This is a genomic window from Cohnella luojiensis (assembly GCF_004564235.1).
GTDB classification, from domain to species: Bacteria; Bacillota; Bacilli; order Paenibacillales; family Paenibacillaceae; genus Cohnella; species Cohnella luojiensis.
Genome location: NZ_SOMN01000061.1, coordinates 1 through 7,644, shown reverse-complemented (window position 1 = coordinate 7,644; position 7,644 = coordinate 1). Strand labels below are relative to the sequence as shown.

Here is a 7,644-nt window from a genome sequence, read left to right as displayed (position 1 = left end):
AATTCACTGATTCCTAACAAAGTACTGGAGTCGGCAGGAATGGTATTTCTAACAAACTTACTCACCACACGTTCCTAATTCAGAAGTGAAATAGGCAATCCGGTGACGGATGAAGAGAACTCACTCCTGAAGATGGGGAACTGACGAAGGAAAGCCGTGTGCGGGAAATCCGCATGCACGGTTTGACGGGGAGTCCGAGGGAGTAATCCCTCGTCTTACCCTACTCCTTTAAGCGAGGGGCGAAAATTCCCTTCGATATTTCTCGTAATCGGATTTCTTGCAAGTCATCGTCAATCGCGTTCCGTCTTCTTCATGGCTGATCGCGTGAACATGAGCATGCTCGTTAAAGTAAGACACCAGTCTTCCCTGATCGAAGGGGATGAGGATCTCGTAATCCTTGTAATCCGTGAAGACGCGTTCGCCGATCAGCCGGACAAGCTCCTCGATCCCGCTATTTTTCCGTGCGGACAAATACACGATCCCGTCTTCGATTCGGGGATATTCTTGATCCGTTAAATCCGCCTTGTTGTAAACGTACAATGTAGGGATATCGGCGGCTCCCAACGCTCGCAACGTCTCGTTCGTTACATCAGCTCTCTGTTTGTACTGCGGGTCGGAGCAGTCCACGACATGCAGCAGCAAGTCTGCCTCGGTTACTTCTTCAAGAGTAGAACGAAACGCCTTGATCAAGTGATGGGGAAGTTGGCTGACGAATCCTACCGTATCGGTCAATAAGAACGATCTGTGATCAGGCAGATCGATGCTGCGAACCGATGTTTCCAACGTGGCGAACAGCATATCTTTGGCGAGCACTTCTTTGCCCGAGCCCGGATTGTACTTCTGCATGAGAGCATTCATCAAGCTCGATTTCCCGGTGTTCGTATAACCGACCAAGCAGACGACGGGAACCTCGTTCTTGCGTCGCTGCCTGCGCTGGATATGGCGCCGTGCGACGAGCTTCTCCAAATCCGCTTGCAGGGCCGCGATCCGATCCTCGATCCTTCGACGGTCAAGTTCCAGCTTCGTTTCCCCGGAGCCTCTGTTCTTCAGACCCGATCCCCCGCCTTGACGGCCAAGCGATTCCCGAAGACCGACCAACCGGGGCAGCATATATTGCAGCCGGGCGACTTCGACCTGCAGCTTGGCTTCCTTAGTCTGGGCTCTGCTTGAGAAGATATCCAGAATCAAGATCGTCCGGTCGATAACCCGGCAATCCAGCTCCGCTTCCAGATTACGAATTTGGGAGGGAGACAGCTCGTCGTTGAATATTGCGACAAGAGCATCGTTTGTCTTCATCAACTCCTTTAATTCCTTGATCTTGCCGCTCCCCATATACAGGGAAGGGTTAACGCGTTCCGCCTTTTGCGTGAGCTCGCCGACGACTTCGATCCGGCAAGCCTCTGCCAAGCTGCGCAATTCCTCCATGGCGCTAGGAAAGTCGGGGCGATTATTCAATTGTACGCCGATAATGATCGCTTTTTCTCGAATTTGTTCCATACATTCTTCATCCTCTCATAAGGTCAAACGAAATAAAAAACACAGGCAGAGCTCTGCCTGTGCGGTCATATGACGAGAGAGGTTTCCGGAAAAAAACGCAAGCCGACGAATAGCATTTCGACGCTTGCCGATCATACCTATTCCTATGGTGAATAAACGAAGGGAATGCCCGGAAACTGAACGTCGGGTAAGATCCCGCCGTTCATCATCCATTCCAAGCATAGCCGTTCATCAATCGCCGATATAGGGTTCATAGGACAGACCAATCCTGAGTCCTCTGCACAGGCAGAGCCTTAAGCGCTATTCAATTAGCCGCGCAAGGATCTAACTCGGATGTAGTCTATCACACGTAACCCTCCATTCCTTTAATTAATCTGTAGTGTACCACAGGTACAAACATCAGGCAAAGAAGTCATATACCTCTCACGCAGGAATTTTTAATGATTATCCCTTTTTATGAGGATAAAAATTTTTTCAGTCATTAAGTACCCTCTTAATTGAGGTGATGAGATGTCGGATTTTCTTAGGCTGGTGGGCGAGCAGATCAGAATGATCAGGAAAGCAAAGGGGCTAACCCAGGAGAACGTAGCCGAGAGATGCGGGATTAGGGTAACGCGAATCTCGGATATCGAACGCGGACAGACGAATGCATCTTTGAAAACGCTAGAGAAAATCATAAATGCTTTAAGTATTTCGCCGAGTGAATTGTTTAATTTTCAAAAATTGAACCTAGCGGAAGGGATCGAGGACAAAAGGCTTATGGTCGAAATCCACAAGTCGCTCTTAATGGAAAGAGGGATTGAGGATGTCAAATACGTCATTCACTCGGCCAACACTTTCTTGAACGCGGTGGATGCGAAGGAACCGCGCAAAAAGCAATAAACACTTGAGCAAACCGTAGGGAAGGGTGATCTTGTTGAGTTTGGCTTTGCATTCGGCGAGCTTGTACATCCAGAACAAGCTCCATGCACTTGCGCATTCTCATCTTAGCGTTCGCATCCATGATCGAAATTTAGTGATCTATTCTTTAGAGCGGGAAGACGAAACCTACAGGGCCGTTCTTACCTGTTTTCCAGGGAACGAATACATGCTTTGCATTGCCAATCATCGCGGGGGTTGGCAACTCATCCCGCAATTCGGGTCCATCCCCGAGCTTATGTCCATCTTGACCGGGAAGCTTGCTTTTACGCTTACGCGTTGGCACTAAATGGATGTCCCTATAAACGCCGTACCCTTAACTCAATCTCCTGAGGGTGCGGTGTTTTCTTGCGTTCAACCCGGAACGAAACCCGACCTTATCCAATTTCGTATTTAATGAGATAATACAAGAAGGTTAACTTAATGGAACGACTACGCTTCATAAGGAAAGGAAGTTCGAATTGAACAATTCTCGGAGCCGTTCGATATGGATGGGGATCGGCGTTTTCTTGCTAGCGAAGTTTAAATGGGCATTTGCCTTGCTGAAGTGGACGAAATTCGGCGGCACCTTGATCACGATGATGATAAGCTTAGGCGCTTATGCGGCCATCTATGGCTGGAAATTCGGAGTTGCTTTGGTTTATTTAATATTCGTTCATGAGATGGGGCACGTTATCGCGGCCAAGCGCAAGGGCGTTCCGACCTCGCCGGCCTTCTTCATTCCGTTCGTAGGTGCCCTTATTTCACTGAAGGAAAGGCCTCGCGATGCGGCGACCGAAGCTTATCTGGCCTACGGCGGTCCGCTTGCCGGGCTGATCTCTTTCTTGCCGGCCGTGGTGCTTTATCAAATGACTGAGGACCCCTTCTGGGCTCTGGTTATTTTTATGGGAGCAATGATTAACCTGTTTAATCTACTTCCGGTGTCGCCGCTTGACGGCGGGAGGATCATTTCGGTCCTTTCCACGAAAATCTGGCTCGTCGGGTTATTGTTACTGGGAGCGATAGTTGCAATCTCTCCTAGCCCTTTACTCTTTATTATCCTTTTTATTGGCATCTTCTCCTGGTGGAATCGCGCGAGGGAAGGCTTCCGGAATTCTGTTCTCTCGTACGAGAGGGATAAGCTGGTCGAGTATAGAGCGGCGATTAGGCAATGGCCGGCTTTAACGAGTACATGGAACCTTAAGCAATCCTTGCTCGCCGAAGCGGGCGTTACATTGAAGGAGGATAACCGGAACCGTAAGCGACTCATTCCTTTCCTTCATGACGACGAACGATTTGCCCGCGAGAAAGCGATAATGGACCAACACTATGCCAATCTGACTCTCGCCCTGCTTCAAGAATGGGAGCACCAGCCCGTGGAATACGAGGATGCGGATCCGTCGCGTCCGATTCCGTCCAGGCTGCTTGTTAGTGCCGAGCAAAAAGCGGACGAGAGAATTAAGCAATTGGAAGATGAGCTTCAACATAACAGGTCGTATTATGTGGCCTCTGCTTCGGTAAAATGGAAAGTGCTTGCGGCTTACCTTCTGCTGGCGGCAGCGTTGTCGATGTTCATGCTGTATGGCCATAACTTGATGGAGCTTCACGAAGTAGGATGAAATATAGCGAATTTGCTTGACTTATGATACAAATAACTTAAATACATTATTTTACTGATGGTATTCCAACCGACGGGATGAGTTAATTTGGAACTAATTAATTGCAATAGATGCGGCAAACTGCATGTTCGGAGGCCGGATACTTTATGCAAAGAATGCCAACAACTAAATATTGCCGATTCGCTTGTAGTCAAGGAATACATTAAGGCGAACCCCGGCGCTACTATGATGGACTTGGTCCAACATACGGGTTTTTCCGTAAAAAAAATCAATGAGCTCTTGAAGTAATGCATATCATTCTAGGCGTGAAGCTGTCGGTATACCGTCGGCGTCACGCCTTCTTTTTCTTTAAACCGCTTGATGAAATAACTGACGCTCTCATAGCCGCATTCCTGGGCTACGTGATAGATGGGCTGATTCGGATCGTCCAGCAGCATTTGTTTCGCATGCCGAATTCGGCACAGCGTGATGAAATCCATCGGCGACAGCTGCGTGGCTTTGCGGAACATTTTGCAGAAGTAGTAAGTGCTAATCCCGGCTTTATTCGCCCAGAATTCCAATGAAAACGGCTCGCACGCAGTATCCTGCATGGCCGGGAGCAGCTCCGTCATCGCCCTGATCGTATCTTGGTTGCGCGTGGAGTCGTGGGGGACGGCTTGCGCCATGAACTCCGTCAACACCCCGTACGCCAGAATCGAAAGGACGGGAGGGCGGAGCAGCTTGCGGCTATGAATCTCGCGGATGAGCTTCTCCATCTGTTCCTTCAGCAATTCATTTCGGTTGGTGGACCAGACGACGGATCGGCGAAATCCAAGCTCTGTCAAATATTCGGAGACTCGATGCCCGTAGAAATGCATCCAATAAACATCCCATGGATTGTCCTCGCTCGAGCGATACTTTTGGGGGCGGTTCGGAAAATAGAAAAAAGCGTCTCCAGGCTGCACAAGGCGCCACCCCCCCTCGTCCTCTACGTAACCTTCGCCGGCGGCGACATAGTGAAGATTGAAATAAGGGAGAGCATCGGCTTCCCGTTCCGTTCTGTGATCGGGCATATCGTTATATCGGCCGACCGACTCCGGAAAAACGAGATAAGTGTTCGGCTCCATTAACGGCAGCGTGAGATGTAGTTTCACGGGTTCCTCCATAGCAATTTTGTTATATGATAGCAAAATGGTTCTATATACAGTCATTTAGAATCAATTTTATAATAACAATATTGATCTATATAGAAAAGAGGATGATGATGAGCATCAAACTTCGTTGGGGAATTATCGGCGGCGCGGGTATCGCGGTTAACGCCGTCATGCCGGCTATCCGGCACTCGGAAACAAGCGAAATCGTGGCGGTCGCAAGCCGTGACAGGGAAAAAGCGAAAGCGATTGCCGAGAGACACGAAATCGGTAACGCTTATGGCAACTATGAGGATATATTGGCTGATCCCCAGGTGGATGCAGTGTATATTCCGCTTCCGAACCATTTGCATCGGGAGTGGGCGATTCGGGCCGCGGAGGCGGGCAAACACGTCTTATGCGAGAAACCTTTGGCGTTAACGGCTAAGGAAGCGCAAGAGATGGCCGACGCTTGCAAGGATGCGGGCGTTCAACTCGCGGAAGCGTTCATGTACCGCCATCATCCGAGATGGGAGCGAATTCGCGAGATTATCGCCGCGGGGGAAATCGGGAAGGTAAGAGCGCTTAGAGGCGCCTTTACCTTCAACAACGCGGGGGATAAGAACAATATCCGTTATCGCGGCGATTGGGGCGGGGGGAGTCTATACGATGTTGGATGTTATCCACTTAGCGCGGCGAGGCTCCTGCTAGGGGCAGAACCTGAAGCGGTCACCGTTCTCGCCCAGTTTTCCCCGGAGCATGACAACGTCGATATGATGGCTTCCGGCTTGGCGGAATTCCCGGGAGATGTGGCCCTTACTTTCGATTGCGGCATGTGGGCGTCCTTCCGCCAAGCTTTCGAAATTATCGGGGCAGACGGCCGCATCGAAATCCCTCATGCATTTATTACAGGCGAAGACAATGCGGGTTATACGGTGCATAGCCACGGCGGATCTCGCTTGGAAGAAGCGGCAGGCACTAACGCTTACGTGAATCAAATCGACGATTTTGCCCGTGCGGTATGGAACGAGCATCCGCAACGCTTCTCGCCTGATGACGCGGTCCGGAATATGAAATTGCTAGACGCTTGCTATCGTTCAGCTAAAGAAAAAACGAGAGTTACGCTCGCATAAGGAGACTATTTATGACTAGGAATACGATGAGCTCTGTCCGAATTGCAGGTATCGATAGACCGGTATCCCGTCTAATCATGGGATCGATGATGCTTCACGAAGACCGCATGGAGCATGCGATAGAACTACTGGATGCCTACATGGATGTTGGGGGAAATACGATCGATACGGCCCATGTCTACGGAGCCGCGGGGAAGAAAGCGCTCGGTCGATGGATGCAGCAGCGGAGAAACCGTTCTTCCTTGACCCTAATCGGGAAAGGCGCTCACCCGGATGAAAATGGACCAAGGATGACGTTGCAAGCAATGGAGCAGGATCTGCACGAATCTCTTGAACGGTTACAGACCGATTATGTCGACATCTATATGCTGCACCGCGATGATCTTTCCGTTTCCGTCGGCTACATTCTCGAATCGCTCGAACGGCAAATCGAAGCAGGGCGTTGCCGAGCGCTCGGAGTATCGAATTGGACGACCATGAGGTTGGAGGAAGCTAACGATTATGCATTATCGCATGGACTGACGGGCTTTGCATGCAATAGCCCTAATCTAAGCCTGGCCAAGCCTAACGAGCCCCGCTGGGCGGGATGCGTCTCCGCAGACGGAGATTACGTCGCATGGCACGAACGATCGCAATTACCTCTTCTCTCTTGGTCGTCGCAAGCCGGTGGATTTTTCACAGGCCGGTACGCGCCGGATAGAATGGATGATCAAGAAGCCGTTCGGGTCTATTACAGCGACGCTAATTGGGAACGTCTTCGCCGGGCAAGGCAGCTTGCGGAGAGCAAAGGGTACGATGCCAATTCTATTGCGTTGTCTTACGTGCTGCAACAACGGTTTCCCACCTGCGCTATTATCGGTCCGAACAGCCCGGCCGAGCTCCATTCCAGCCTTCGGGGATTGGAAGTCGAGCTAACTCAGAAGGAAGCGGACTGGCTCGATTTGTTGGTGGATGGATAGACGAAGCGAGGGTCAAGCGGGGCAATCTCGCTTGACCCTTTTGCTTTGTTGTATTTTCAGACAATGACTTGAAGGGCAGAATAGAAATGCGATGAAAATCAATGTTATTTAATCGGTTCAACCTAATTGGCGTTCTAAATACGATGATAAACATTGCTGTTAAGCGGAATTATGGTCCATTCGTGGATAAGTAGTACCAACAACGATGAAAATCATGGTTATTCACCGTTCTCAACCGCTTTAACATTCAAAGTACGATGAAGATTATCGCTAATGAATGTTATGAGCCAAGAATTTACCCTTACTATATAGACGGCAGATAAAGTTCCGAGATTTCTTTAAAGGAATTAATGCCGTTAATATCTAATCTTCCCCTTAAGTAGAAAATTACTTTTGGGAGTGGTTGCCTTGGCGAGAACAAAAGCAATTC

General features: G+C 49.7%; 7 protein-coding genes. 5 read left to right on the top strand and 2 right to left on the bottom strand.

Features of this window, described 5'->3' with window-relative positions; translation table 11 throughout:
• Positions 1-228 precede the first annotated feature (228 nt).
• Positions 229-1,497, bottom strand: a complete 1,269-nt coding sequence (gene hflX, locus E2980_RS23385; protein WP_135154616.1) for a GTPase HflX — start codon at positions 1,495-1,497, stop codon at positions 229-231.
• A 510-nt stretch (positions 1,498-2,007) separates the two neighbouring features.
• On the opposite strand from hflX, the gene E2980_RS23380 reads away from it, so the two are divergent.
• The 3 genes from E2980_RS23380 to E2980_RS23370 all read left to right on the top strand — a co-directional run bounded on the left by E2980_RS23380 (position 2,008) and on the right by E2980_RS23370 (position 4,013).
• Positions 2,008-2,379: a helix-turn-helix domain-containing protein gene (locus E2980_RS23380; RefSeq protein ID WP_135154615.1), complete on the top strand. Its 372-nt coding sequence runs from the start codon at positions 2,008-2,010 to the stop codon at positions 2,377-2,379.
• A gap of 34 nt (positions 2,380-2,413) precedes the next feature.
• Positions 2,414-2,704 carry a hypothetical protein gene (locus E2980_RS23375; RefSeq protein WP_135154614.1) on the top strand — a complete coding sequence of 97 codons (291 nt, stop codon included), beginning with the start codon at positions 2,414-2,416 and terminating at the stop codon, positions 2,702-2,704.
• Positions 2,705-2,906: 202 nt separating this feature from the next.
• Positions 2,907-4,013, top strand: a complete 1,107-nt coding sequence (locus E2980_RS23370; protein WP_135154618.1) for a site-2 protease family protein — start codon at positions 2,907-2,909, stop codon at positions 4,011-4,013.
• 299 nt (positions 4,014-4,312) lie between these two features.
• Here E2980_RS23370 and E2980_RS23365 read toward each other — a convergent pair whose 3' ends face one another.
• On the bottom strand, positions 4,313-5,146 hold the full coding sequence (locus E2980_RS23365; RefSeq protein ID WP_240703170.1) for a helix-turn-helix transcriptional regulator: 834 nt from the start codon (positions 5,144-5,146) through the stop codon (positions 4,313-4,315).
• A 110-nt stretch (positions 5,147-5,256) separates the two neighbouring features.
• On the opposite strand from E2980_RS23365, the gene E2980_RS23360 reads away from it, so the two are divergent.
• Together E2980_RS23360 and E2980_RS23355 are read left to right on the top strand one after the other, a co-directional pair.
• Complete coding sequence (locus tag E2980_RS23360; RefSeq protein ID WP_135154612.1) at positions 5,257-6,255, top strand: Gfo/Idh/MocA family protein; 999 nt, start codon at positions 5,257-5,259, stop codon at positions 6,253-6,255.
• Between the two features lie 11 nt (positions 6,256-6,266).
• Complete coding sequence (locus E2980_RS23355; protein ID WP_338080754.1) at positions 6,267-7,214, top strand: aldo/keto reductase; 948 nt, start codon at positions 6,267-6,269, stop codon at positions 7,212-7,214.
• Positions 7,215-7,644: the final 430 nt, after the last annotated feature.